The organism is Pseudomonas sp. AM4(2022) (assembly GCF_036346515.1).
In the GTDB taxonomy this organism is placed as follows: domain Bacteria; phylum Pseudomonadota; class Gammaproteobacteria; order Pseudomonadales; family Pseudomonadaceae; genus Aquipseudomonas; species Aquipseudomonas paracarnis.
On record NZ_JAOTNW010000017.1, the window covers coordinates 59942 to 84603 of the forward strand.

General features: G+C 53.6%; 20 protein-coding genes and 4 pseudogenes. 13 read left to right on the forward strand and 11 right to left on the reverse strand.

Going from position 1 to position 24662, the window contains the following annotated elements; translation table 11 throughout:
• Window positions 1-3: 3 nt before the first annotated feature.
• The 7 genes and pseudogenes from ODQ19_RS21205 to ODQ19_RS21235 form a co-directional block, all read right to left on the reverse strand.
• Complete coding sequence (locus ODQ19_RS21205; protein ID WP_169850817.1) at window positions 4-414, reverse strand: HNH endonuclease; 411 nt, start codon at window positions 412-414, stop codon at window positions 4-6.
• Window positions 374-658: a hypothetical protein gene (locus ODQ19_RS21210; protein WP_024073354.1), complete on the reverse strand. Its 285-nt coding sequence runs from the start codon at window positions 656-658 to the stop codon at window positions 374-376. Before ODQ19_RS21210 ends, ODQ19_RS21205 begins: the two co-directional genes overlap by 41 nt.
• A 7-nt stretch (window positions 659-665) precedes the next feature.
• On the reverse strand, window positions 666-1169 hold the full coding sequence (locus ODQ19_RS21215) for an integrating conjugative element protein (protein WP_057725797.1): 504 nt from the start codon (window positions 1167-1169) through the stop codon (window positions 666-668).
• On the reverse strand, window positions 1166-1723 hold the full coding sequence (locus ODQ19_RS21220; protein WP_126588903.1) for a lytic transglycosylase domain-containing protein: 558 nt from the start codon (window positions 1721-1723) through the stop codon (window positions 1166-1168). The genes ODQ19_RS21215 and ODQ19_RS21220 overlap by 4 nt, the downstream gene beginning before the upstream one ends.
• Window positions 1708-2460: a TIGR03759 family integrating conjugative element protein gene (locus ODQ19_RS21225; RefSeq protein WP_124380072.1), complete on the reverse strand. Its 753-nt coding sequence runs from the start codon at window positions 2458-2460 to the stop codon at window positions 1708-1710. Before ODQ19_RS21225 ends, ODQ19_RS21220 begins: the two co-directional genes overlap by 16 nt.
• 40 nt (window positions 2461-2500) lie before the next feature.
• A complete protein-coding gene (locus tag ODQ19_RS21230; RefSeq protein WP_024073356.1) occupies window positions 2501-3217 on the reverse strand; it encodes a hypothetical protein in 717 nt (238 codons plus the stop codon).
• 159 nt (window positions 3218-3376) lie between these two features.
• Window positions 3377-3608, reverse strand: a pseudogene (locus tag ODQ19_RS21235) (DEAD/DEAH box helicase); the annotation flags it as partial.
• Between the two features lie 191 nt (window positions 3609-3799).
• On the opposite strand from ODQ19_RS21235, the gene tnpA reads away from it, so the two are divergent.
• From tnpA to ODQ19_RS21260, 5 genes and pseudogenes are all read left to right on the forward strand, one after another.
• Window positions 3800-4132: an IS66-like element accessory protein TnpA gene (tnpA, locus tag ODQ19_RS21240; protein WP_073844970.1), complete on the forward strand. Its 333-nt coding sequence runs from the start codon at window positions 3800-3802 to the stop codon at window positions 4130-4132.
• Window positions 4129-4464 (forward strand): IS66 family insertion sequence element accessory protein TnpB, encoded by a 336-nt coding sequence (tnpB, locus tag ODQ19_RS21245; RefSeq protein ID WP_024073357.1) that lies wholly within the window; start codon window positions 4129-4131, stop codon window positions 4462-4464. Before tnpA ends, tnpB begins: the two co-directional genes overlap by 4 nt.
• Before the next feature lie 61 nt (window positions 4465-4525).
• Window positions 4526-5833: pseudogene (gene tnpC / locus ODQ19_RS21250) on the forward strand (IS66 family transposase); the annotation flags it as partial.
• Window positions 5834-6411: 578 nt separating this feature from the next.
• Window positions 6412-8073: a group II intron reverse transcriptase/maturase gene (ltrA, locus tag ODQ19_RS21255; protein ID WP_024073359.1), complete on the forward strand. Its 1662-nt coding sequence runs from the start codon at window positions 6412-6414 to the stop codon at window positions 8071-8073.
• Between the two features lie 104 nt (window positions 8074-8177).
• Window positions 8178-8399: pseudogene (locus ODQ19_RS21260) on the forward strand (transposase domain-containing protein); the annotation flags it as partial.
• A gap of 38 nt (window positions 8400-8437) precedes the next feature.
• Here ODQ19_RS21260 and ODQ19_RS21265 read toward each other — a convergent pair.
• Window positions 8438-9400, reverse strand: a complete 963-nt coding sequence (locus ODQ19_RS21265; protein ID WP_024073360.1) for an arsenic resistance protein — start codon at window positions 9398-9400, stop codon at window positions 8438-8440.
• Between the two features lie 93 nt (window positions 9401-9493).
• On the opposite strand from ODQ19_RS21265, the gene ODQ19_RS21270 reads away from it, so the two are divergent.
• The 4 genes from ODQ19_RS21270 to ODQ19_RS21285 all read left to right on the forward strand — a co-directional run bounded on the left by ODQ19_RS21270 (window position 9494) and on the right by ODQ19_RS21285 (window position 13744).
• Entirely contained in the window at window positions 9494-9928 is a 435-nt protein-coding gene (locus ODQ19_RS21270) for a MerR family transcriptional regulator (RefSeq protein WP_024073361.1), read from the forward strand.
• A 265-nt stretch (window positions 9929-10193) separates the two neighbouring features.
• The gene (locus tag ODQ19_RS21275; protein WP_024073362.1) at window positions 10194-10325 is read left to right on the forward strand and encodes a hypothetical protein; all 132 of its coding nucleotides are present in this window, start codon (window positions 10194-10196) and stop codon (window positions 10323-10325) included.
• Between the two features lie 514 nt (window positions 10326-10839).
• Window positions 10840-13299: a heavy metal translocating P-type ATPase gene (locus ODQ19_RS21280; RefSeq protein WP_024073364.1), complete on the forward strand. Its 2460-nt coding sequence runs from the start codon at window positions 10840-10842 to the stop codon at window positions 13297-13299.
• A 46-nt stretch (window positions 13300-13345) separates the two neighbouring features.
• Window positions 13346-13744, forward strand: a complete 399-nt coding sequence (locus ODQ19_RS21285; RefSeq protein ID WP_073844972.1) for a TFIIB-type zinc ribbon-containing protein — start codon at window positions 13346-13348, stop codon at window positions 13742-13744.
• Window positions 13745-13868: 124 nt separating this feature from the next.
• On the opposite strand, the gene ODQ19_RS21290 is transcribed toward ODQ19_RS21285, so the two are convergent.
• On the reverse strand, window positions 13869-14150 hold the full coding sequence (locus tag ODQ19_RS21290; RefSeq protein WP_307847822.1) for a DUF411 domain-containing protein: 282 nt from the start codon (window positions 14148-14150) through the stop codon (window positions 13869-13871).
• Between the two features lie 227 nt (window positions 14151-14377).
• Here ODQ19_RS21290 and tnpC (ODQ19_RS21295) point away from each other — a divergent pair.
• Window positions 14378-15228: pseudogene (gene tnpC / locus ODQ19_RS21295) on the forward strand (IS66 family transposase); the annotation flags it as partial.
• 761 nt (window positions 15229-15989) lie between these two features.
• Here the strand turns inward: tnpC (ODQ19_RS21295) and ODQ19_RS21300 are convergent.
• Both ODQ19_RS21300 and ODQ19_RS21305 read right to left on the reverse strand, forming a co-directional pair.
• Window positions 15990-16664, reverse strand: coding sequence for a heavy metal response regulator transcription factor (locus ODQ19_RS21300; protein WP_019818115.1), 675 nt, complete (start codon window positions 16662-16664; stop codon window positions 15990-15992).
• A 495-nt stretch (window positions 16665-17159) separates the two neighbouring features.
• Window positions 17160-18503 (reverse strand): OprD family porin, encoded by a 1344-nt coding sequence (locus ODQ19_RS21305; protein WP_024073368.1) that lies wholly within the window; start codon window positions 18501-18503, stop codon window positions 17160-17162.
• Window positions 18504-18895: 392 nt separating this feature from the next.
• On the opposite strand from ODQ19_RS21305, the gene ODQ19_RS21310 reads away from it, so the two are divergent.
• From ODQ19_RS21310 to ODQ19_RS21320, 3 genes are all read left to right on the forward strand, one after another.
• Window positions 18896-20167, forward strand: a complete 1272-nt coding sequence (locus ODQ19_RS21310) for a TolC family protein (RefSeq protein WP_131672237.1) — start codon at window positions 18896-18898, stop codon at window positions 20165-20167.
• Window positions 20168-20234: 67 nt separating this feature from the next.
• On the forward strand, window positions 20235-21479 hold the full coding sequence (locus ODQ19_RS21315; protein ID WP_024073370.1) for an efflux RND transporter periplasmic adaptor subunit: 1245 nt from the start codon (window positions 20235-20237) through the stop codon (window positions 21477-21479).
• 24 nt (window positions 21480-21503) lie between these two features.
• Window positions 21504-24656 (forward strand): CusA/CzcA family heavy metal efflux RND transporter, encoded by a 3153-nt coding sequence (locus ODQ19_RS21320; protein WP_024073371.1) that lies wholly within the window; start codon window positions 21504-21506, stop codon window positions 24654-24656.
• The last annotated feature ends 6 nt before the right edge of the window (window positions 24657-24662 follow it).

Here is a 24662-nt window from a genome sequence, read left to right on the forward strand (position 1 = left end):
GGATCACTTCCTATGAGTGAAAGGGGACAGTGGCCCCACTGTTTCGAAATGGAAAACGACTGGCTTGCCTGTCTCAGCGATCAGCCCATAGGACTTGGCCAGGCGGTATATGGGGTGGTAGCTGTTGAGGGAGTTGACGTGTCCAGCAATGCGCTCTCGCCAGACCTCTAGTGGCATCGCTGCCTTGCTCAAATTACACGGCACGCACGCGGGCATCATGTTGTTGATGGCGTGGTTCTCTGGCCGCCCCAAAATGATGGCACCCGAGTACTTGCCGTCCACCCTCTCTGGTTCTCGCCATACTGCTTCCATGTGGTCCGCATGCCACCGGTCACCCAACAGCACACCGCAGTATGCGCAATGGCCCGCGAATTTAGCGTGAAGCTCGCAGCGTTGCTTCTTGGTCAGCTTCATGGGGGCGGGATCCTCCTTTCATGCGTGATGATGAATTGGCCAACTCTTGCCTCGCTTGCTCAACTGCCTCGGGCAGGCGTTCTTTTAGCCGCTGACATAGCTCCACCTCGTCACCAGGTACGCGGGCGATGACGGTGCCGCCATAGAGCTTGGCGACATAGGTGACCTGTTCAAAAAGCAGTTGGCCTGCTCGTGGGTCATCTGGTTGCTTGATGACCAAGGTGATGTGCGTAAGAGAGGCCATACCCTGGTTACTGCTGGATCGTTGTGGCAGTGATCAACAGCGGGTAATGCTGGACTCCCAGGCGCTGTGCCAGATCATTTGATGGTGCCGGGACCAACTGTAGATTTCCTGCCCATCGTTGGATTTCGGCAAACCGCTCGGCGCTGGCCACGTTAACCACAAGGCCAACTGCCTGCAGTTGCTGTAACTGATCGCGGCGCTGTGATAACCACTTTCTGGAGTTTTCATCGTCGCCTACAAGAAACAATGGTTGCAGGCCAGGTGCATTGATTACCCGGCCCTGTACCTGCCCGGGTGTCAGTTGGTCAGAGCGCACTGGAAACGAGCCTTGCCCACGCACACCAATATTCTCTGACTGTGCTGACTGCTCGGTAGGTTCTGGAGCCAAGTCCTGGTAGTAGGGCAGAGCGGAAACACCCCCTCGGTCTTCAACAACAATCAGCGAGGTGGCATGCACTGCCATGGGGGAGGCCAAAGACAGCAAAACAGGCAGATGCAGCAATCTATTCATGGATTATTCGCCATCAGGTTTATACCGGTGACCCGGCTGAGGTGTTTGGCAAAAGCTCGTCGGTATCGGGCAGCGGGTTCGCCTCCGGCAGGGCGGTGGTACCGACCAGCAGCGGTGATCCAGTCGCCTCCTTTGGCTCTTTGCTCAGCCAGGATCTGGGCCGTAACCGAGAGGTTTTTGTACGGATCCAGCCCTTCGCAGGGATAGCTATAACGGTGACCGTTGGCACCGATGTTGGTTTGTCCAAGCCCGACGTCGACTCTATTTGGGCCTGCGGTCTGAAGGGCGATCATCAACGCTCTGCAAGCATCGCTGCGTGTCGCAAAGCGATATCCGGCGCCGGCGACATTCAACGTCCAGGGCCAGGGGACGATCTGGCCGCGAAGTCGGGTGCCGCTCTCTTGCAGTGCAACGGAGTACAGCACCTCGGACGGAACGCCGGCAGGCAAGGCAATCAACTGATAGGCCGGCGGCGGAACCTCGGCACCGTTAGCAAATGCCGCGGTAAGCAGTAGCCCCGCCGTTAAAGCCGCGCGAATTACAGACGCTGCCATTGTCCATTCACCTCGCGTACCACGGCCGGCAGCTCACCGCCGAGTCCAAGGCCAAGCCATCGACCGGCATCGTGATTCAGTGTGATTTGTCGGTTTCGCACGCTGGCCGGTTCGACTCCGGCAAGGATGGCCCAGCGGCGAATTATTTCGTCATCACCTTGACTTCCAACGAAATACAGATCAAAGGACTGTTTCTGGTTCTGTAAGTCTTTGACGCGGTCAATACATGCGTTGCAACTGTCTTGAACAAAGACGGCTAGTCGTCCAGTGCCTTTCACAGCAGTTAACGCTCCCGAGCCAGGAGCAGATGCAGGGTTGGACGATAGTTGGATGACTTTTTCATTGGGGTAAAGACGTGCGAAGGCTTGGTCATAGGCCCTTTGGTACGCCAGTTCCTTATCGATACGCTGTCGCTCGGCTCGCACCTGCAGCTCTGCATAGCGTCGCCGCTCCTCCTCCGACTTCGCTTCGATGCCAAGTGCTGTCAGAGGATCCAGGCCTGGCGAATAGATTCCGCGAGGACCCTCCATCACAGTTTGAAAACGGGACCATTCTTGGGGGGTCAATCCCCACTCGCGGGCGAGTTCTGTCTGACTTGCTCCTTGAGAAGAGTTGTGAACTTCACTGTTCTGAGTGTTCGAGATCGACGTTGATTGCCCCGAAGCCGCATGACAGCCGTATGCAAACGCGAAGGTGGCCAAGCCTGCAATGAAACCCAAAATGTTCCTGGGCTTCATTGTTTTCGAGGAAGTGGTAGGGGAGTGCATAAAGGAGGTCCTATTGCGCGACGGTTACGGTTTGAGGTGTTCCGGCCACGTCAAAGCGTGCGGATCTTCCGTCCAGCGCGTTGAGTCGCCAGGCGGTGCCCGCCACAGCGTCACCAGGTCGGATAAGGTAAATTTGATTCAACTGCGTGCTGCCAGGCGGTGCTACGGACAAAAAGCGTTCACCGCCGCGATACTCGATACCGACAACGGTAAAAGGGGGTGTTTGCGGTGTGACAGTGGCGGTAGCGGGCGGTTTTGGCCGCTTTGGTTGGCGGGCAACGGGCTTAGGCTTGGGCTTGAGGGGCACAGCAGTGGTTTGTTTGATGCGTGACTGACTGAGTTCTTGAAGACGGCTATCGAGTGTTTCGACGCTGGCTTTGAGGACTAGCAATTCACCAGCAGACGCAGCATTTTGAGAGATTTCTTGCGCTGACTCCGTCGCTTGCTTTGCATACGCTTGTGCGGCATCAATTCGATTCGATAAAGCCTGCTGCCCGGCTCGGAAGTCCTCGTTGGTCACCAGGTGGTTGCCGGCTACCGTGCCCAGTCGCTCATCGACTTTGCCAAGCCGCGTCAACAACGCATCGAGCGACTCTTTGTCTGCAGTCGCAGCCAAGCTGGTGCGGAGTTGGGAGAGTTGATGATGCTCATAACACAGAATGCCTGCCAATAATGCAAGGCACAGACTGAGTATCGCTGTGGTTCGAGTAGGGCGTGGTAGGTTCATGGGCGTCCTCGCGCAAAAGCGAATACACCCTCTCAAACCAGTCTCTTAGGTGCATCAGGAAATAGGTTTTCCAGGACGCATGGTTTTTGAAGTGTCGAGTTGGCCGCTGGTAAATTGGGATCGTTATAAAAAAATGGCCACCCGAAGGTGGCCGTCAAACTATGAAGCAATGAGCTGCCTTGCAAGTGTCATTTCAACTGAATCACCATCTTGGTTCAGCGAGTCGAGACCAGAATCTGGCACATCTCCCGACGTGCTTTGAATCACGGCGATTTTCTTGGCCATCAACTGCAGGCAAGTAATCTGAGAGCTGCCGGCATAGCCAAAAAAACACCCTCACTGGCTGCTTTTGCCCAATCCGCCATCACCGTCGAAATGCCTGTTGCAAGGTGTTGGGTAAAGCCATATACCGTAGCCCCACTGCGCGGAGTAAAGTCTTAAAAACCCGTGATAATGATCTGCGGAGTCAGAATAAAGTGGGTAACCGTCCGGCCAGGTCATCTACCCAGCTCTGCAAAGCGAAGACATGGTGTGCATTTAAATTAAGTGGACACCAATTCTAGCCTTTCAAGCGGGTATTTCATGCAGCCAACACGCCGTTCCTATTCCAAATCCTTCAAAGCCCAGATCATTCAAGAGTGCGCCCAACCAGGCGCTTCGATTGCCAGCGTCGCGCTCGGCCATAGCCTCAACGCAAACCTCGTCCACAAATGGATTCGGCTGCAAACGCAGAAAATTCCGGCACACCCACCTGCATTTATTCCGTTAGCCATGCCGCTGGCGGGGGCGAACTCCCATCCAGCATCATCGAATATCTGCGTTGAAATACAGCACCCGCGCGCCATCATCAAAGTGGACTGGCCCACTGAAAGTGCTGCCGCCTGCGCGACTTTTCTTCGAGATATTCTGCGATGATTCACATCGACTCCATCTGGCTCGCCACCGAACCGATGGCCATGCGCGCAGGCACCGAAACGGCGCTAGCCAAGGTGATCGCGGTGTTCGGTGCGGCGCAGCCGCACTGCGCTTATCTGTTCGCCAACCGCCGCGCCAATCGCATGAAAGTGCTGGTGCATGACGGCTTCGGAATATGGCTGGCGGCGCGCCGGTTAAACCAAGGCAAGTTCCACTGGCCTGGCATCCGCCATGGTCCTGAGATGGAACTGGATGCCGAGCAACTTCAAACGTTGTTGCTGGGGCTGCCATGGCAACGCGCAGGTTCTGGAGGCTCGATCACACTGCTTTAACGGCAGCCATTAGCCTATCGGTCTATCGTCGCGAAACGCCCGCTCTGGCAAAGTCCGGCGTATGACTTCTTCGCCCAATCTCGACCAACTGTCTCCCAATCAACTGCGCGTCCTCGCAGCGCAGTTGCTCTCGCAAGTCGACACTATGGGCAAGAAAATCAACCGTGATCAAACAGTCATTGAGAAACAGACCCACGAGATCGCCCAGCTCAAGCGTTTGAAGTTTGCCAAGCGCAGCGAGCAGATGAATCCTGAACAGGCCAGCCTGCTAGATGACCTGATCGATACTGATATCGCGGCGATTGAGGCCGAGCTTCAGGCGTTGCAAATAGCACCAGAGGCGACCGAGGAAAAGCTAAGGCCCAAGCGCACGGCATTGCCGGCAGAATTTCCGCGAACGTTGATCCATCACGAACCGGACAACACTCACCGCCCATGCGGCTGCGCCCTGAAGCGCATCGGTGAGGACGTTAGCGAGAAGCTGGACTACACGCCCGGCGTGTTCACCGTCGAACGCCATGTCCGTGGCAAGTGGGTCTGCGATAACTGCGAAACGCTGATCCAGGCACCGGTTCCGCCGCAGGTCATTGATAAGGGCATCCCGACTTCGGGCCTGCTCGCACACGTCATGATCGCCAAGTTTGCTGACCATCTGCCGCTTTACCGTCAGGAATCGATCTTAGGTCGAGCGGGCTTGGCGATTCCACGTTCAACCTTGGCTCAATGGGTTGGCGTGACCGGAGTTCAGTTGCAGCCGCTGGTCGATGCGCTGCGCGAAGTAGTGCTTGGGCAACAAATCATCCACGCAGATGAAACACCGGTGCAGATGCTCATGCCGGGAACAAAGAAAACCCACCGCTCCTATGTGTGGTCCTACGCTACCAGCCAGTTCTCGGATGTGGCAGCGGTGGTTTATGACTTCAGCCCCAGTCGCGCCGGAGAGCATGCTCGCGACTTCCTTCAGGACTGGAATGGCAAGTTGGTCTGCGACGATTTTGGCGGCTACAAGGCCAGCTTTGAACTCGGCGTGACCGAGATCGGCTGCATGGCCCATGCACGGCGCAAGTTCTTTGAACTGCACGCTACGAATAAAAGCACGCTCGCCGAGCAAGCCCTGCGCTATATCCAGTTGTTGTACGAAATCGAAAGAGAAGTCAGAGACCTGGAGCCGGATTTACGGCGCCGAATACGGCAAGAAAAAGCCGTACCGGTGAAGGATAGGCTGCATGCCTGGATGAACGCGCAGCGTGATCTTGTGCCCGAAGGTTCGGCCATCAGCAGAGCGCTCGATTACAGCCTTAAACGCTGGGCAGCGCTGTCGCGCTACCTCGATGACGGGGCGGTTCCCATTGATAATAATTGGGCGGAGGTGCGACACGAAGTCGCTTAATGAAGTTGTTCCCCCTTGGTGGGAACCACCCGTGTCACCGGGTGAATCTAGAAGGCTGAATCAAGAGCGCCTTCGACAATGTTACGAGGCGCCGCAAGGTGCGGGGTACCAATCGTGAGAGGCGTACCCTTCTGGCAGCCATGGCCGGACAAGTGCTAGATAGTTGGTATGGTGAACACACGTGAATCTGCGCAACGATCGTTAAATTAAGCGAGCGGAAATGGCTTACACGCTCGAACCAAAATGGTAATGGAGGTGGGAACTGCGTCTTTCTACTACGCATTCGTGACCCACATGCCTCCCGGTCGATAGCAGGCACCTAACCCGACGCACTTCAGTAAGCGGAACGTGGAAATCCCGTATCGCTCCCGTCAGGGAAAGCCGTTTGTAAAAATTGCCCATGGCGGTGCGGGCGAAGGAACGAGGAAAAAGCGAACGCCGTCCTGTAATGGGTTGGATAGAGGTTGAAACATCACTTCACGCGAAAGCGGGCAGACGTCCTCATGGTCTCTCTTCACACGAGAGTAGGTAGAACCCTTTCAACGGAAGGAGAGCAAATGAACGCAGCAGCATTGGCGTGTGCACCTTCCGGCACGTCGTGGGACAGCATCGATTGGATCGCCGTACAACGTCGTGTCAGAGGGCTGCAAGCGCGTATTGTGAAGGCTGTACAAGATGGCAGACATAACAAGGTGAAAGCCCTGCAATGGCTGCTGACTCACTCGTTCAGTGGCAAGGCATTTGCTGTGAAACGGGTGTCTGAAAACAAAGGCAAAAATACCCCCGGCGTGGACAAGGTTACTTGGAATACGCCTAGGGCCAAGCTCGGCGCGATAGAGTCGTTGACGCGGCGAGGTTACTCGCCGCTCCCGCTTCGGAGAGTGCTTATTCCGAAGAAAAACGGCAAAACGAGACCTCTTGGAATTCCCGCGATGAAATGCCGGGCCATGCAGGCGCTTCATCTGCTGGCTCTGGAACCGATAGCGGAAACTACCGGCGACCCGAACTCTTATGGGTTCAGGCCGGAACGCTCAACTGCGGATGCCGTCGCACAGTGCTTTGGTGTGCTGTCACGAAAAGCAAACGCGGAATGGGTGTTAGAGGGCGACATTCAAGGCTGTTTCGACAATATCAGCCATGACTGGTTGATCGCCAACATTCCCATGGACAAGGCGATTTTGCAGAAATGGCTCCGGGCTGGTTATGTCTACCAAAAGCAGCTATTCCCCAGCCACGCCGGAACCCCGCAGGGAGGCATCATATCCCCGGGGTTGGCGAACATGACGCTGGATGGGTTGGAAGCGATGCTGGCGAAGAGATTTCCCAACGCGAAGTGGACAGCCCGAAAAATGCGCGTGGTGCGTTATGCAGATGATTTCATCATCACTGGTTGTTCGAAAGAATGGCTGGAGAATGAAGTCAGGCCCGCCGTGGTTGAATTTCTGGCAGAGCGTGGACTTGTCCTCTCTCCGGAAAAAACCAAGATAACGCACATAGGGGACGGGTTCGACTTCCTCGGATGGAACCTGCGCAAGTACAACGGCAAGCTCCTGATCAAGCCGTCCAAGGCGAACATCGGGGCTCTACTTGCCAAGCTGCGAGAGTTGATCAAGACCAACAAAACGATACGACAGGCTAACTTGATAGGTTTGCTCAACCCGGTTCTACGGGGCTGGGCGAACTATCACAGTCATGTCGTCGCCAAGAAGGTCTTCAACCAGGTGGACAGCGCAGTGTGGGAAATGCTCTGGCGATGGGCGGTACGTCGCCACCCTCGCAAGACACGCCGATGGGTGAAGGATCGGTATTTCAAAGTACAAGGGGCGCGCCGTTGGGTGTTCTCGTGTACTGAAAAATCCGCCGATGGTCGGAAGCGTCAGTACACGCTAGTAGACGCCTCAGACACACCGATTGTGCGACATATCAAGATTAAGGCTGCTGCCAACCCTCACGACCCTGCATGGGATGAGTACTTCGAGTCCCGCTGGGGCAAGAAGATGCTCACTTCCGTTAAAGGTCGAGCCAAGCTGTATCGGGTATGGGTGCAACAGGGCGGCAGGTGCTGCGCCTGCTTCAAGCCGGTGACCAAAGACACACCGTGGCACAGTCGCCATATTGTGAAGCTAGGTCATGGCGGGACGGACGCTGCGGCTAATCTTGAGATTTACCACCTGCGTTGCCCACGAGATGTGCAATTTGCCAATGTCGACGATGTATAACCGGGTGCCCAATGGCGCCTTAGCAGAGGCTTGAGCCGTGTGCTGGGAAACTCGCATGCACGGTTCTTAGGGGGTTGGACGCGGGCAACCGCGTCTGACTACCCGACAACCAGATCCGGCCATGGGCTCTTGGGCGCAAGAACTGGCTCTTCGCCGGGTCGCTACGCAGCGGAAAACGGGCTGCGGCGATCATGAGCTTGATCCAGTCAGCGCGGCTGAATGGCCATGATCCGTACGCCTATCTAAAGGATGTTCTCACGCGCCTGCCGACGCGGCGCGCGAGTGAGATTAACAAGCTGCTGCCGCACAGGTGGGCACCTGTTTAATCGCGCAGGGTGTTTTGTGCTTATGTCTTCCCTGGCATCTACATTTTGCGCCACACCAAAGCAGGAATTGCTCGGATGTAAATTAGTTCGCTGACCAACTCAATCAGCGTTTGAGTAATCACTGCTGCCGCAGCGAGCCCTCTGATTTCCTCGGGCAAGGCCAATGCCAATGGTAGAACTACCAATGAGTTTCGTGTCGAACTGCTGAAAGCGACAGATCTTGCCGTGCTAGCCGGTAACTTAAACGCCCGAGCCACCAGCGCACCCACCACGGGTGCCAAGAGCATGAAACCAATGTAGACGGGAATAACAGGCAGCAGCTTGTCCATGTCTCTGACCACCGTTGAAATCTGAGAGCCGATCACTACGACCAATACAGCCGCCATAGCTGGCACAGGCATCCAAGCCCATACATTGTTCCAGCCCTCAACGATGCGTGACCCCTTTGCCCCGGCAGCTGTTGCTACTGCCAAGACCAAGGGTAAAGCGATCAGCACTACGAAGGCCTCAACAAATGGGCCGACCGATATAACCACCGCCGAGTCATCACTCACCATGAAGGCTAGATAGAGGGGTAGTAGCACAAGCTGAAGCACGAGTAGTAATGGTGTTGCCGCCAGAGTCAGTTTGGAGTCGCCCTTACCGATATGGGTAAACACAACAACATAATCGATACAAGGCGTCAGCAAGACCAATAGTGCGCCCACCAAAATCGCCGGGTGGTCGGCTAGGCCCATCGTCAACGCCCAAACCAACAGGGGGATGGCGACGAAATTGGCGGTCAGCAGCGCGGTCATGAAACGCTTGTTTGCAAGCCCTTTGCGAAGATCCAAGAATGGGATCTGCAGAAACATGGCGTACATCAGCACAGCGATGGCTGGTGTCACCAACGCACCTAACGCTTGAGAGGCATCAGGTGCGAGCAGGCCCCCGATAGCCGCGACAATGACCGCGACGAAGTAAACGGGAATCTGGTTCTTCTCTAGCTGTTCTCTGTCCACGGAATGCCCTTAAAACGCGTGAAATCATTTTTCGATTGAGCAGGTTAATATCTGTAGCTACTACAGGTTCAAGAAAATGCTTGGGGAGTTTGGATGTCAGGAATCGGAGCGCTGTCGAAATCAACGGGTTGCCACATTGAAACGATTCGCTACTACGAGAAAATAGGCCTTCTCCCTCCGGCCCTACGGTCGACAGGGCGGCATCGAATCTATACCGAAAAGCATCGGTCACGACTCATCTTCATCAGGCAGAATCGTGAACTGGGCTTTCCACTCGACGATATCCGCGAACTCATTGCGCTCGCGGCAGATGCTGATCGTCCGTGTGCTGATGCGTTGTCGGTGGTCAAGAAGCACTTGGCAGAAGTGGAATCTAAGGTAGCTAAGCTCCTGCAGATCCGGATAGAGCTGCTCTCAATGGCAGGCACGTGTGAGTCAAGATGCCTAGGCTCGAACACTCCAGACTGTACGATTATTGAGTCACTGTTCGAACCCGCTGCTGGGGCTCGCTCTGGTTGCTGCTCCTAGACGAGTCAAGAGCATAGGGGAGCAAGCTGCCATTGAAACCGAATAGCGCGATAGTCTCGACAGGGTCTTTCGAGCGTCCGTCTACACCAAACGGGCTGGTGCAAGATGTGTTCGGCAGACGCTTACTAAAGTGGTGCGCCACTGCTGGCATAAAAATATCAAGCTATAGTGTTTGGGGCCCTCAATCTCGTGACCGTACTGAGCGAACGCTTACACGGCAGACGTTTGCCAGGGCATATACCTATCAACTGAAGGAGCAAGTTCTATGGCCATCAAACCTGGGCCCAAGCCAATTGCCGAATCAACCGGCAAGACAGACCAGCGTCGCCGTGTAACCCCCGAGAACAAGCCTAAGCATCCCGACCTGGACGTGCATAAGCACAAGAAGGGTGATTGATGAGACCCCGCCAGACATGGCGGGGTTTTATTCTCGGTTAGCAGGTGTCACCGGATTTCCAGTGGGCATCTCCTAATTAATGCCGAAAAGCTTGTAGTAGGGTTGTTGAGGAGGACATGCTGGTGCGACTGTGTCGAGGAGCTTTCTGGATATTTCTACCCTTAACCCTGTCGGCTACCGATGGTAATGAGCGCTTAGAGAGGTCTACAGCCGACACATGCCAATGGCGTCGAAAACCATCATGGCGGATTTCTCCAAACGTTTACTCGTAGGCTTCACAACGCGATTGACGACTTGCTCGATATGCATGACTCCCAGGGTGAAAGCTGAGTGGGCATTTGAGGTGCTGACCAACCTGGCTGATGCATCGCAGCATGCAGCTATCAGGCGCTCGCACTGAGGGACGTAGACTCGAGCGGCGCCCTCGGCCCAGTCGAAATTTCAAACTCATTGCTTGACACTGTAGCTACTACAGGCTGTTCAATGACGCCATATCCTTATTGGTAGATGCGTCATGAGCCAGGAAAACCCGTCGAAAGCCAAATTGCACCTCGTGCCGAAGTCGGACGATTGCTGTTCTGCTGACCCCCGCGAGACCTTCGCCAAACAGGTTCATTCTCGTGCACATCATGTTGAGCATGGGCCTGATCACGCCGAGAGCTTGGGCAGAACGGGATCGCATGCGTGCGGTTCGAAGGATTCTCAGCCTTGTGGAGCCAAGTCCACCGACCATAATCAAGACCATAGCGCACACGATCATGGCACTTCAGCTCAAGCCCATTCCGATGCCGACCATTGCTGTTTGAGCAAAGTGGATTCCGCAGGGGCGGTGACTTCACATTCGGCCATGGCTGAGCCAGAAGGCACGACCCTGGTTCGGTATCGCATTGATAAGATGGATTGCCCTACCGAAGAGCGGCTAATTCGTAATCGCTTAGAGCCGATGCCTGGCATCGCACGACTTGATTTCAATCTGTTGGATCGTGAGCTGACAGTGCATCATCGCTTGGATGATCCGAAGGCGATAGTCATCGCTTTGACCGCGCTGGATATGGGGCCCAATCTCATCGAGGCCGGCGCAACCCCGAATGCCATTTCACCTGCTCTGACGACGCGCTTGAAAGGGCTGCTGGCGGTCAGCGGTCTAGCTGCCATCGCCGCTGAAGTGATCGCTTGGACGACCGGACAGGAGGGTTCTTTGCCTGTAATGTCCTTGGCTGCGCTGTCCATTCTTACTGCTGGTCTACCAACTCTGAAGAAGGGGTGGATCGCTGTAAAGAACTTCACATTGAACATCTACTTCTTGATGTCTTTGGCTGTCTTGGGTGCCATGGTGATTGGCAAGTGGCCGGAAGCCGCGATGGTGGTTTTCCTTTTCGCTATTGCCGAAGCCATCGAAGCACTCTCACTTGAGCGAGCGCGTAACGCGATTAAATCGCTGACTGCATTAGCTCCTGAGACTGCGGAAGTCATGACCGAAGCTGGCTGGAAAGAACACCCGGTTGAGAATGTCGTTCTCGGCAGCCGTATTCGTGTTCGCACAGGGTCGCGGGTACCGCTGGATGCGAGGGTGGAATCTGGTCGTGCTGCTCTCGACCAAGCCCCTATCACTGGTGAAAGCTTGCCAGTAGATAAGGCAGAGGGGGATCCGCTATATGCTGGCAGTATCGTGACAGACGGCGTCGTGGAGGCGACTGTCACGGCAGTCGCTGGCGAAAGTACGCTCGCTCGTATTGCTGCCGCGATTCAGGATGCGCAGTCTCAGCGGGCGCCGACGCAGAGGTTCGTTGACCAGTTCGCACGGTATTACACCCCAGCCGTAGTGGCGGTGGCATTTCTTGTTGCCGTTTTAGGCCCAGTGCTGCTTGGTGGTACGTGGGGTGAATGGTTGTATGAGGCCCTGGTGTTGTTGGTCATCGCGTGTCCTTGTGCCTTGGTCGTCTCAACGCCTGTCACTGTTGTGAGTGGTCTTGCCGCAGCCGCACGGCATGGAATCTTGATCAAGGGTGGTGCCTACCTGGAAAGCGGGCGCCTGCTGAAGGTGGTTGCTCTGGATAAAACAGGCACGTTGACTCAGGGCAAGCCAGTTCTGACTGACTCAGATATATTCAGTGACTTGTCTATCGAGAAGGCAACTTTGATTGCTGCGAGTCTTGATGAGCAAAGTACCCACCCAGTAGCGAAAGCATTGGTCAATGGGTGGAAATCGCAGCAGCCTGGCGCTGTGGCTCTGCCTGTCAGTGACTTCAGTGTGCTAAATGGCCGAGGCGTGAAAGGCACGATCGACGGTCATCTTTGGCATCTAGGCAACCATCGTTTGGTTGAGGAGTTGGGCGTGTGTTCTTCGGAGCTGGAGGCCAGACTTTCACGGCTTGAGGAAACTGGCAAAACGGTGATCGTGCTATGCGGCAATAGCGGCCCCGCCGCGATATTCGCGGTCGCAGACACAGTCCGACCGGAGAGTGTTGAAGCTGTGGCTGCTTTGAAGGCTTTGAACGTGGTTCCAGTAATGCTGACTGGGGATAATCCTGCGACGGCGAGGTCGATCGCTGAGCAATTGGGCATCGAGGATGCCCGTGGAAATCTGATGCCAGAGGACAAGCAGACTGCAGTCGCTGAACTCAAACGCAGATATGGCGCCGTTGGGATGGTTGGTGACGGCGTTAATGACGCCCCCGCCTTAGCGCAATCCGATATAGGTTTCGCAATGGGAGCCGCAGGGACAGCGACAGCTCTCGAAACAGCTGACGTTGCGATCATGGACGACGACCCTCGAAAAATCGCGTACTTTATCAGCCTGAGTCGCCGATCCGCCTCGGTTCTAAAGCAAAACATCATTTTGGCTCTGGGCATAAAAGTTGTCTTCTTGGCGTTGGCTCTCTCTGGTTTCGCGACATTGTGGATGGCCGTTTTCGCCGACATGGGGGCGAGCTTGCTCGTCGTATTCAATGGCTTGCGGCTGCTGCGTCGGTGAAATGGCTGCTGCGTTTTATATAGCTCATTCGCTGGAGGAGAGAACCATGCACTGCCCAGTTTGCAAAGAAGTACTGTTGGTAATGTCGGAACGTCAAAACGTTGAAATCGACTATTGCCCGCAATGTCGAGGTGTTTGGCTTGACCGGGGAGAACTCGACAAGATCATCGAGCGTAGCCAGCAGGAAGAACAAGAAGCTCGTTTTCTTCCACAGAGCGTATCTCAGTCGCTGCAAGGTACACCTCCGTCTGAACCTGTGTATGCCCAGCCGTCTTCTGGCCACCATGACAACAAACGCGGCACTAAGCACGGCCACTCCGCGCCGCAGCCTGGTCACGGTGGTGGTTGGCGGGACGGATATCAGAACGGCCATCAGAATCAGTCGAGGCATCAGGAAGAGCAGGTTTATCATAAGAAATCGTTTTTACGGGAAATTTTCGACTAATATTTGCTTGGATACAGCGATCCGCTAATCAGACTCCAGCCGGAAGATTTGATCAGCCGGCTGTAGCTTTTTCGAAACCCGGTATCCGGTATTCAACCAGTTTAGTAGAGCGGTTCCTCAGCCACTAGCGGGCCGGAAAATCCTGTAAAACCGTCTCTCCCCTTGACTTGCTCATCCCAATTACCGGGTAGGCGCTGCGTCGGTCACCTGACTCCATTCCGAGCGATCCCACGGGCATACCGAAGGCAGCTATTCCGTCCAGATTGGCTCGTCGACTTAGTTCAGCAATTTGTGTGACCGGAACATGGCCTTCGACGAATTTCCCACTTACAACTCCCGTGTGGCACGACGCCAGATTTACGGGTACGCCGAGCTTCTCGTTCATATCGCTAATGTTGTTTTCCATATAGTCGACCACTCCTTCAGATAAGCGATCCACCTGGTCCAGCAGCCACAGTTAGGGGCTTTGTAGACGGCAATTGATTACGCTGCCTGTAACAATGAGGCTGCATTTAGCGTTGCAACGAGTGCAATGACTTGAACGGTCTTTTTGAATGAATTCATGGCTGATGCTACTTAACGAAGAGAAAGAGAGGAGGAGTTAGCGTGCATAGCCTCACCGACGGTGGCCAGATGGCCGTGACTGGGGTTCAGTTCCAGCCGCTGGTTGATGCGCTGCGCGACGTGGTTCTCGGGCAGCAGATTATTCAAGCCGATGAGACACCTGTGCAAATGCTCATGCCGGGAACTAAGAAAACCCACAGTTCTTATATTTGGTCCTATGCCACCAGCCAGTTCTCGGACGCGGCAGCGGTGGTTCACGACTTCAGCCCTAGCCGCGCCGGAGAACACGCTCGCAACTTCCTGAATGACTGGAAGGACAAGCTGGTCTGCGATGATTGTGTCGGTTACAAAGCCAGCTTCGAACTAGACGTGACCGAGATCGGGTGAATGGCTCATGCGCAACGTAATTTCTTTGAGCTGCACGCTAAGAATAAAAGCACGCTTGCGGAGCAAGCTCTGCGTTATATCCAGTTGTTGTACGAAATTGAAAGCGAAGTCGCGATCTGGGGCCGGATTTACGACTCCGAATACGGCAAGAAAAAGCTGTACGGGTGATGAATATGCTGCACGCCAGGTTGATTGCCTAGCGTGACCTCGTGCCTGAAGTCTCAGCCATCAGCAGAGCACTCGATTACAGTCTCGAACGCTGGGCAGCGCTGTCGCGCTACCTCGATGACGGGGCTGTACCCATAGACAATAACTGGGCAGAGAACCAGATCCGATCATAGGGCCTTGGGCGCAAGAACTGGCTCTTTGCAGGGGCCTTACGCAGCGGAAAACGTGCGGCAGCGATCATGAGTCTGATCCAGTCTGCGCGCCTGAATGGTCATGATCCGTATGCATATCTGAAGGATGCTCTCACGCGGCTGCCGACGCAGCGGGCGAGTGAAATCGATCAGTTGCTGCCGCAATCTTTTTAATCACGCAAGGCGTGATGCCCGGACGCTTATGGCGATACTCAAGCTAATGCAAAAGTTCTGACGATTGAGCAAGTGTGACGGCTTAACCCGACGGCAAGGGGAGGTGTCGAATATCGTCAACCATCAACGCAAAACGCCGTAATCGTTTCAATATGTAGCTTTCACTGTAGAGTTTAAAAGCGTTATGCAATGAGCTTGCAAGGTATCTAGAGAGCCGGAGTGATTCACTTGCTCGCCTTCAGAGATCATAGAGTATGCGACCTTTAAGTCACGACCGTATTGTCCACTCCATGGCATGCTTAGGCTTCATGCCCCGGTAGATTTATCATATCCACACGCAACTACATGGATATGTGCGCCGTGGCACCGTCACGTAGTTCGTCTCACCAGATTATGAGAGTATCAACTGATAAAAATCCACGTTCCTTGAACTACACTTTATCATCGGCAACTACGTTACTCACAAATACCTAAAGTGAAAGCGGGTCTGAACGCTTCCACATACATTGGACACTGAAATCCAGCTTGTGGATAAGCATTATCGAGCGCTGTTTCGGGGGGGTATGGTGTTTTTTCGCACCACGGTTTTGGACCGGTAGGCGAGTTGAAAGCTTCGATTAGCAAGTTTTTTGCGCGCCGAAATGTATATCCGACGCGGTAGGCCAGAAGCGCCAAGTGAAAGACAAACTTGGATGAAACCTGAAGTGCCCGTGAGTCGGCGAAATCACAGGAGCGTATGTGATTGCTTCAAGAACAGCACGCTAGCGTTTTTCTAGAACATATCCTACGCCTCTGAGTGTATGTATCAGTTTGTTTTCAAAAGGATCATCCATCTTGGCTCTTAATCTTCTAATTGAAACTTCTACAACATTTGTATCGCAGTCGAAATTCATGTCCCATACCTGAGATATGATCTGTGTACGACTCAGGACAATTCCCGTATTTCTCATTAAATAGTGCAGAAGTGCGAATTCCTTCGTTGTTAAGTCGATACGCTGACCGTCTCTAAACGCCCTATGACGGCTTTGATCCAGCTCCAGATCGGCTACGCGAATGATCTCAACAGATGCTGGATTATCAGACCTGCGCATCAGTGCGCGAACTCGAGCAAGCAGTTCCGGGAATTCAAAAGGCTTAATTAGGTAATCATCTGCACCATTCTCTAGTCCTCTGATTTTATCAACCAAGCGACTTCGAGCAGTAAGCATCATAATTCTACAAAGACAATTGTTTCTTCGCAACAATTCAAGTACCTGCCACCCATCCATCTCCGGCAGGTTGATATCTAGGATGATTAACTCGTACATATGTTGTTTGGCCAGAAAAAGCCCGTCGTATCCGGTATGTACGCAATCCACGATATAACCGCTCTCCGTAAGGCCTTGGCGCACATATTCGGCAGTTTTTACTTCGTCCTCAATTACCAGAATTCGCATTGGATTTTGTCTCGATATGACTGAGCTGTTTTAACTACGCGAATGCGCTGTCATCATTGGCAGGAATGATAATTCAAAACCACTTGGGTGGGGGCTAAATAACGTACTTGTAATCAGTGAGCAATACACTTGATAACATCGCGATATATTATATCGTGGCTCGGACCAACCAGTTGCGGGTTATTTCTCTACTGCTGAATTGACCTTATGAAATGTTGGGTTGTTTTTTTTATTATGGCCATTTTATTCCGTGCAGATGAGGGCGATTTTTCTCATGCTGAAGAAGGCGGTCACTGGTGCAGTCATGAACTCCATCGGGACGCGGTGCGCGTACTCGAAGATTTACTCGAATTTTAGGTAAAAAAAAGCGCCCCAGGGGGGCGCAAAATATTCACCTTTTACCAAAGGAGCATTTAAGCAACTCAAGGTGAATTCTTTAAGCTCGCTATTTTTGTTTTAGGCGAGTCACATGAATAAATCGATCTTGTTTAGGGCTCACAGTATCGAAAGTGGATATTCAACGATCAGGCGTACTTCATCCAAGTCCGATTCGAATGCAGTGGCACGAGTATTTGCTTGACGTAATCGCAAGGAAAGATCTTTCGCCGCACCTGTTTGTACGACGTATTTGACTTCAATATCACGCTCCCAACGTTTTTGATTCGTGAGCGGATCGCCGTTACCATCAGTGCGCATATAGAATTGATTGGCGTTCGAATAGTCTGCACCAGAACCTCTGGCATAACGAGTCATGAACGATAGCCCCGGAATACCGTAGCTGGTCATGTTCAAGTCGTAGCGCAGCATCCAAGAGCGTTCCTTCGGTGAGTTGAAGTCGCTGTACTGTATTGAGTTGTCAACGAAGATTGAGTCTGATTGACGAAGGTAGTCGAAGTCGTCATCGCCATTGTTTCGCTGATGAGACAGTGCAAGAGTATGCGCACCGTACCGGACGCCGAGCTTGGCGCTCCATATATTGTTGTCGAATTCGCCCAGGCGCTTCTTGCCTTCATCTACAGCTTTGTAGTAGTTGAATCCGCCGATAAGCGTCAAATCATCGCTGAGTGGGTAAGTGAGGCTGCTACCGGCATAGTATTGATTCCAAACATCCTTCAATTGGCTGGCGTAAAGGCTCACCGTGATGTTGTCGTTGACTTGGTAATCACCGCCGCCGTACCCAATCCAAGGCGAGTTGACCGGGCCGGCATAAAATGTGGCAAAGTTATCGTTCAAGTTGCTGGAACCAGGCTGGCTCATCGCATGCAGTCGACCACCCTGCAAGGTTAGGCCTTGAATGCTACTATTTTCGACCGTCACGCCGCGGAAACTTTCAGGGAGTAAGCGAGAATCTCCCGATGCCACGACGGGTGTTGCGGGGAAAACATCTCCAACCTTTACGACAGTATCAAACAGCCGAAACTTCGCTGCTCCACCCACCTTAGTGTATTCATCACGTGCTTCGCCGTCACCGTTAACAGGCAGCACGTCAAAGCTGCTACGGCCACCGTTGCGCCCGCCACCAGTATCAAGCTTGATGCCAATCATTGCAAACGCATCTATACCAAAGCCCACAGTGCCCTGCGTAAAACCAGAGTTGAATTTAGTGATTATCGCATGTGCCCAAGCTTCGGAATAACCGTTGGTATTGCCTTTGCCGCTGTTGAAAGTCGGCGCAGATGCATCACGATTATCACGATTGAAATAGAAGTTGCGGTTTAGAACAGTAAGGCTGCTACCTTCAATAAAACCTTCTGGTTTACCTTCCGCTTGTGCCGTGAGGGCATAGCTTCCAGAAAAAGCTGAAACCGCAGCCAAATACAAAGTTACTTTGTGTCTCATGCGATGCTCCTTTGATTACGGCAGTTTTTATTATGATTTACCTACGCGGGTATAGTCTGTTGTTTTGGCCCGGTGGAGCACTTAGAATAGCGCCTGGGTCATATTTGCAGATCAAAGATAACGAGTCGGTGACGGGGTGATTACAATTCTGTTATCAGGTATTTCCACCGTTGCAGGGCTTCCAGAATCTTTTTCACTAAATCCCTGCGTTTCGCCTGAAAGCTTTCTATTTCGACTATCCCCCCAGGGTTTCTAACGAAATTGTAATTTTATAGCCACCCCTCTGATAGTGATCGCTGATTAGAGTGCCATCACCTGATCCAGAGGAGCTTGGCAGCTGTTTAGGCGTTCTCGCCAAGCTTTATCAAAGTTTGTGCATGAGGACTATCAAAGTGCCCTGGTATAATCACATTGCTTTATCTAAAACCCCCATCTTTCCTTTGAAAGTCTTTGTGTTCTGTATGGTCTTGTCTGGATTGTGGGTGCCTGCCGCATTTGCCCAGAGTCTCAGTCTGGCTGAAGCGCTTTCGACGGCAATAGACGCTAACCCCGATCTTGCAGCAGCACGTCAAGAGATCGGAATCTCTGAAGGAGTGCGCAAGCAGGCTGGACTCATCCCCAATCCTGAAATTTCTTATCAAGTAGAAGACACCCGTCGTAATACCAGCACGACGACTGTCGCGCTTAGTCAGCCGTTAGAGTTGGGTGGCAAGCGACGTGCTCGTGTCGAGGTTGCAACCTACGGTCAAAGCGTCGCGCAGTTAGAGCTGGACCGTCGAGTCAATAGCCTTCGTGCAGATGTTGTTCAATCTTACTACGCTGCTTTGAGAGCTCAGACCGGCTTGAATCTGGCAAAACAATCATTGGAGCTCACCGAACGCGGTCTGCGCATCGTCGATGGACGGGTGCGTGCCGGTAAGTCCTCGCCGGTGGAAGCCACGCGCGCTCAGGTGCAACTGGCTGAAGCCAAGTTACAGGTAAGGCGCGCTGAAACCTTGAAGTCAACGGCTTACCAGCAATTGGCCCAGTTAATAGGCAGTTCGGTCACTGCATTTGATCGTCTTGACTCGCCAGACCTATCTCCCGGCAAGCCGCCGCAAGCTACAGAATTACTGGCGAAGCTCGATCAAACCGCAGATATGCGTCAAGCGCTTGCTCAAATAGATAAGAGCGATGCCTCACTAGGCGCGGAAAAGGCGCAGCGCATCCCGAATCTCACCGTGAGTGTTGGTAGCCAATACGACCGCTCTATTCGCGAGAGGGTCAATGTCGTGGGGCTGTCGATGCCTTTACCGCTGTTTGATCGCAATCAGGGCAACATTCTTTCCGCTTCTCGCCGCGCAGATCAGGCCCGAGACCAGCGAAACGCTGTTGAGCTCAGGCTACGTTCCGAAACTCAAACCGCAGTGAATCAGTGGGCTACCGCCATGCAGGAGGTCGAGTCCTATGACAAGACGATCCTGCCTTCAGCTCAACAGGCCGTGGATACCGCAACTCGTGGATTTGAGATGGGCAAATTCGGTTTCATCGAAGTGCTGGATGCTCAGCGCACCTTGATAGTTGCTCGTGGCCAGTACCTCGACTCTTTGGCGGCTGCGACCAATGCGCGTGCTCAAGTGGAAAGGGTGTATGGCGACGTCGGCTTGACTGCCAATACGCGCTGAACAGGCCAGGCATTTTCCTTGTATGCGTCTTTGAATAAGCCGGTACCTAAGATCAGCAGGAGTAGCAATGGATAACAAACGCAAGATCGCGCTCGCGGTAATCGCTGTGGCAGTCCTCGGATTTGGCAGTTTCGCCTGGAACTCCAGTTCCGAGCAGCCTCCAGTCAGTAAGGCCGAACATGGCACTGAAGATGGCCATGAGAGAACTGCTGTAGCACCTGCTAAAGACGGGGGGGATGAAGGTCACGGTGAGGAAGGCCACAGCGAAAATGCCAATGAGGAAGAGGGCAAGATGACGCTTAGCGCCGAGCAGATTGAGGCTGCGGGCGTCGTTCTGGAAGCAGCTGCTCCCCGTGAGATTAGCACTATTGTGACTTTTCCTGGCGAAATACGGTTTGATGAGGACCACACCGCACATGTGGTACCTCGCGTTCCTGGAGTTGTTGAAAGCGTTCAGGCGAACCTGGGCGAGTCGGTCAAGAAGGGCCAAGTCCTTGCGGTGATTGCCAGTCAACAGATCTCGGATATGCGCAGTGAGCAACAAGCTGCACAGCGACGTGTTGAGTTGGCACGCTTGACTTTTGACCGCGAGAAGCAGTTGTGGCAGGACAAAATCTCCGCCGAGCAAGATTACCTTCAGGCGCGACAAGCTTTGCAAGAAGCTGAAATATCACTGGCCAACGCTAAGCAAAAGGTCGGAGCAATCGGCGCTTCGGTCAATTCTGCAGGCGGTAACCGCTATGAACTGCGTGCGCCTTTCGACGCAGTTGTAGTGGAAAAGCACCTGACCGTCGGTGAGGTGGTCAGCGAGGCAACCAATGCTTTCATCCTGTCCGATCTTAATCAGGTGTGGGCAACTTTCGCGGTTCCTCCTGGCGATCTCGGAAAGGTCGTGACTGGCCGCTCGGTAAAGGTTTCTTCTCCTGACATGAAGGCTGAGGTCGAGGGCAAGGTGGGTTACGTAGGCAGCCTTTTGGGCGAGCAGAATCGTGCAGCGCCCGTCCGTGTCACTCTGACCAATCCCAATGGGGCCTGGCGACCGGGGCTGTTCGTGAGCATCGCAGTCACGTCACAAACTGATCAAGTTGCTGTAGCTGTTCCAGAGTCAGCGGTGCAGACCGTCGAGGAAAAAACTGCAGTTTTCGTGAGGACCACTGAGGGCTTCGACACTCGCAGGGTAACTCTAGGTCGCCGTGCCGGTGGCTATGTGGAAATAACCGAAGGCCTCCAATCGGGTGCCCAAGTGGCAACCAGTGGCAGCTTCACGCTCAAGTCTGAGCTTGGCAAAGCGTCTGCCGAGCATGGCCACTGATGCGAATTTACAGGATGATTTCTTATGTTTGAACGTATCATCAGATTCGCCATTGAGCAGCGCATCGTAGTAATGATCGCAGTTCTAATCATGGCCGGTATAGGTATCTACAGCTACCAAAAACTGCCCATTGATGCGGTGCCTGATATCACAAACGTCCAGGTGCAGATTAACACTGGCGCCCCTGGTTACTCGCCGTTGGAAACCGAACAGCGGATCACGTTTCCAGTTGAAACGGCCATGGCCGGTCTTCCGGGCCTTCAGCAAACCCGATCCCTATCTCGCTCCGGCTTGTCACAGGTCACCGTGATCTTCAAAGACGGTACTGACATCTTTTTTGCCCGCCAACTCATTAACGAGCGTTTGCAGGTTGCAAAGGAACAGTTGCCAGATGGGGTCGAGGCCGTCATGGGGCCTGTATCCACCGGGCTTGGTGAAATCTTCCTGTGGACCGTTGAAGCGGAAGATGGCGCACTCAAAGAAGATGGTACTCCTTACACTCCCACCGACCTGCGAGTGATCCAGGATTGGATTATCAAGCCGCAGCTGCGCAACGTCCCTGGTGTTGCCGAGATCAACACCATCGGTGGCTTCGCCAAGCAGTTTCTGATTGCGCCGGACCCGAAGCGGTTGGCTACCTACAAGCTGACACTTAATGACCTGGTAGTTGCATTGGAAAGCAACAACGCCAACGTGGGCGCCGGTTACATCGAGCGTAATGGTGAGCAGTTGCTCATTCGTGCGCCGGGTCAGGTAAGCAATATCGAAGATATTGCCAACATCGTAATTACCAGTGTAGATGGCACGCCGATTCGCATCAGCAACGTTGCTGAAGTCAGCATCGGTAAAGAACTGCGAACGGGGGCTGCTACTGAGAATGGTCGCGAAGTAGTACTCGGTACCGTATTTATGCTGATTGGTGAAAATAGTCGTACAGTGTCCCAAGCTGTGGCCACCAAATTGACCGACATCAACCGCACCCTGCCGAAGGGCGTGGTTGCTGTGACCGTTTATGACCGTACCAACTTGGTTGAAAAAGCCATTGCGACGGTGAAGAAGAACTTGGTGGAAGGCGCGATTCTGGTAATTGCTATTCTCTTCCTGTTCCTCGGCAACATCCGCGCAGCACTGATCACCGCAATGGTGATCCCGCTGTCCATGCTATTTACCTTCACAGGTATGTTCAACAACAAGGTTAGTGCAAACCTAATGAGTTTGGGAGCACTCGACTTTGGCATTATTGTAGATGGTGCCGTGGTTATAGTAGAAAACGCGATCCGCCGACTGGCTCATGCGCAACACAAGCATGGTCGCATACTCACCAAAGCAGAACGCTTCCATGAAGTCTTTGCCGCTGCAGGTGAAGCTCGCCGGCCACTGATATTTGGCCAGTTGATCATCATGGTAGTGTATCTGCCGATCTTCGCCCTAACCGGCGTCGAAGGAAAAATGTTCCACCCCATGGCATTCACTGTCGTAATGGCGCTGCTGGGGGCAATGATTCTTTCCGTAACCTTTGTTCCTGCTGCTATCGCCATGTTCATCACTGGCAAGGTCAAGGAAGAGGAGGGCGTGGTAATGCGCACCGCCCGACAGCGCTATGAGCCGATACTGCAATGGGTTCTTGGGCACCGGAACATTGCGTTCTCGGCTGCAGTAGCTCTGGTCGTACTTAGCGGTATACTTGCAAGTCGTATGGGTAGCGAGTTCATTCCCAGCCTTAGTGAGGGCGACTTTGCGATGCAGGCTATGCGAGTGCCCGGAACGAGCCTTACTCAGTCCGTCGAGATGCAACAGCGCCTGGAGAAAGCGGTAATAGCGCAGGTCCCAGAAGTAGAGCGGATGTTCGCACGCTCGGGTACTGCAGAAATCGCATCTGATCCAATGCCGCCTAACGCCTCTGACGCCTACATAATGCTTAAGCCTCAGGATCAGTGGCCAAATCCCAATAAGCCTCGTGATGAGCTGATCGCTGAGGTGCAGAAAGCCGCAGCAGGTGTCCCGGGAAGCAACTATGAGTTGTCCCAGCCGATCCAGTTGCGTTTCAACGAGCTGATTTCGGGCGTGCGTAGTGACGTTGCGGTGAAAGTTTTTGGCGATGACATGGACGCGCTCAACAGCACCGCCAACAAAATCGCGGCATCGCTTAAAGCGGTACCGGGCTCATCGGAGGTCAAGGTTGAGCAGACTTCCGGCCTTCCTGTGTTAACCATCAACATCGACCGCGAAAAAGCAGCACGCTACGGTTTGAACATCGCGGATGTGCAAAACTCAATTGCTATTGCTGTGGGTGGCCGCCAGGCAGGTACATTGTATGAGGGCGATCGTCGGTTCGATATGGTGGTGCGACTGCCTGAGACCGTGCGCACTGACGTAGCGGGTATGTCCAGCTTGCTGATTCCTGTGCCTGCTAATGTTGCTCAGGATGCTAATCAGATAGGGTTCATTCCTCTGTCCCAAGTCGCTAATCTTGACTTGCAGTTGGGCCCGAACCAGATCAGCCGCGAAAATGGGAAACGGCTGGTAGTAGTTAGTGCAAACGTTCGAGGCCGTGACCTAGGCTCGTTCGTTGAAGAAGCGACTAAGTCGCTGGCTACTGTGCAGATCCCAGCAGGCTACTGGACTACCTGGGGTGGCCAGTTTGAGCAGTTGCAATCAGCAGCCAAGCGTCTGCAGATCGTTGTTCCAGTCGCATTGCTTCTGGTCATGACACTGCTGTTCCTGATGTTCAACAACTTGAAGGATGGCATGCTGGTCTTCACCGGAATTCCATTCGCACTCACCGGCGGTGTAGTTGCACTGTGGTTGCGGGATATCCCGCTGTCTATCTCGGCGGGAGTTGGCTTCATTGCGCTGTCCGGTGTGGCAGTTCTAAACGGCCTGGTTATGATTTCTTTTATCCGCGGGCTGCGGGAGGAAGGACGTACCCTCCGGCAAGCGGTAGATGAAGGCGCGTTGACACGGTTAAGGCCCGTTCTGATGACAGCCCTAGTCGCATCCCTCGGATTTATCCCGATGGCTCTCGCAACAGGTACCGGTGCTGAAGTTCAGCGGCCACTGGCGACAGTGGTGATTGGCGGGATTCTTTCGTCTACCGTGCTTACTCTGTTGGTGCTTCCTGCTCTGTATCAATGGGCACACCGCAAAGATGATGATGGTGATGAAGCGGGTAGCTGATAGCCC